Origin of the sequence: Gilliamella intestini (assembly GCF_900094935.1) — a bacterium.
In the GTDB taxonomy this organism is placed as follows: domain Bacteria; phylum Pseudomonadota; class Gammaproteobacteria; order Enterobacterales; family Orbaceae; genus Gilliamella; species Gilliamella intestini.
Window position 1 is genome coordinate 1 of sequence record NZ_FMBA01000096.1, and the last position, 1,767, is coordinate 1,767.

Below are 1,767 nucleotides of genomic sequence, written 5' to 3' on the forward strand. Positions count from 1 at the left end.
ACCCCTTAAAAAAGTTGTATGATTTAGTGTAGCCGATCCAGAAACACCTTATGAGTTTTTAGAGGATTATTTTAACTATAAAGTGTAAATAAATCGTTGTTTTTATACATTTTAACTATTATATAAGACAAAATATTCACTAAAAACTAAGTTAGTTATCATTCATAATATTAAAATAAATTTCAAATTATCAGCATAATAAATCGTTAATAACTATTATTAAATTTAAAAATTAACACTTTTTTTATTATTCACTTTGTGTAAAGCTAGTGCACAATATAGAAAAATCAGTACAGAGGATATTTAATGACCAAACATTATGATTATATCGCCATTGGTGGTGGTAGTGGAGGGATTGCATCAGTTAATCGAGCGGCATCTTATGGCAAAAAATGTGCAATTATTGAGGCAAAATTATTAGGAGGCACATGCGTTAATGTTGGCTGTGTTCCAAAAAAAGTGATGTGGTATGGGGCGCAAATAGCCGAAGCGATTAATCATTATGGACCTGATTATGGTTTTGATACGACTATTAATCAATTTAGTTGGGATAAATTAATTGCTAGCCGAAGTGCTTATATTGATCGAATCCACCAATCTTATGATCGCGTATTGACTAATAATAACGTTGATGTGATTCAAGGTTATGCAAAATTTGTTGATGCTCATACTGTTGAAGTTAATGGTCAGCAGTATAGTGCCGATCACATATTGATCGCTGTTGGTGGTAAACCAACCATTCCTAATATTCCTGGTGCAGAATATGGCATTACATCGGATGGTTTTTTTGCGTTAAACGCATTACCTAAGCGGGTTGCAGTTGTTGGAGCTGGCTATATTGCTTGTGAAATTGCTAGCGTATTGCATGCGCTTGGCGCGCAAACGCACCAATTTATTCGCCATGCCACACCGTTGCGCACTTTTGATCCTTTAATTATTGAAACTTTAATGGAAGTCATTAAAACAGAAGGGCGACAACTTCACACTTTTGCCATTCCAAAATCTGTTACTAAAAATAGTGATGAATCGTTAACTTTAACACTAGAAAATGGCGAAAGTCACACAGTAGATTGCCTTATTTGGGCGATAGGCCGTCAGCCTGCAACTGATGATATGAACTTAAATGCCGCAGGTATTCACGTTGATAATAAAGGCTTTGTTGTCGTAGATAAATATCAAAACACCAATGTAACGGGTATTTATTCTGTTGGTGATGACACAGGGGCTATGGCATTAACACCCGTTGCTGTTGCAGCAGGTCGCCGCTTATCAGAAAGGCTTTTTAATAATAAGCCTGATGAACATTTAGATTATAGCAATATTCCAACAGTGGTATTTACCCACCCAGCTATTGGAACAGTGGGCTTAACTGAACCAGAAGCTGTACAACAATTTGGTAAACAAAATGTCAAAGTTTATACCTCCACTTTTACTGCTATGTACACTGCAGTAACAACGCACCGCCAGCCTTGTAGAATGAAATTAGTCTGTGTCGGGGATAATGAAAAAATTGTTGGCATTCATGGTATTGGTTATGGCATGGACGAAATGTTACAAGGCTTTGCGGTAGCACTAAAAATGGGTGCAACGAAAAAAGACTTTGATAATACCGTTGCAATTCACCCAACTGCTGCTGAAGAGTTTGTTACTATGTGTTAAAAACAACCGATGATATTAGTAATAAAAAAGCAGGCTATTAGTCCTGCTTTCAGATTGATGACAAACCTCGATATAATTCGGGGTTTATTTTTTTATTTAAACCATAAA

General features: G+C 35.9%; 1 protein-coding gene. It reads left to right on the top strand.

Annotated elements, in window-relative coordinates; genetic code table 11:
• The first annotated feature begins 306 nt into the window (after positions 1 to 306).
• Entirely contained in the window at positions 307 to 1,659 is a 1,353-nt protein-coding gene (gorA, locus tag GA0061080_RS12145) for a glutathione-disulfide reductase (protein ID WP_091126195.1), read from the top strand.
• The last annotated feature ends 108 nt before the right edge of the window (positions 1,660 to 1,767 follow it).

Bases quoted from the DNA above. Each gene is read 5' to 3' on its own strand.
- gorA (WP_091126195.1), top strand. From the start codon at position 307: ATGACCAAACATTATGATTATATCGCCATTGGTGGTGGTAGTGGAGGG.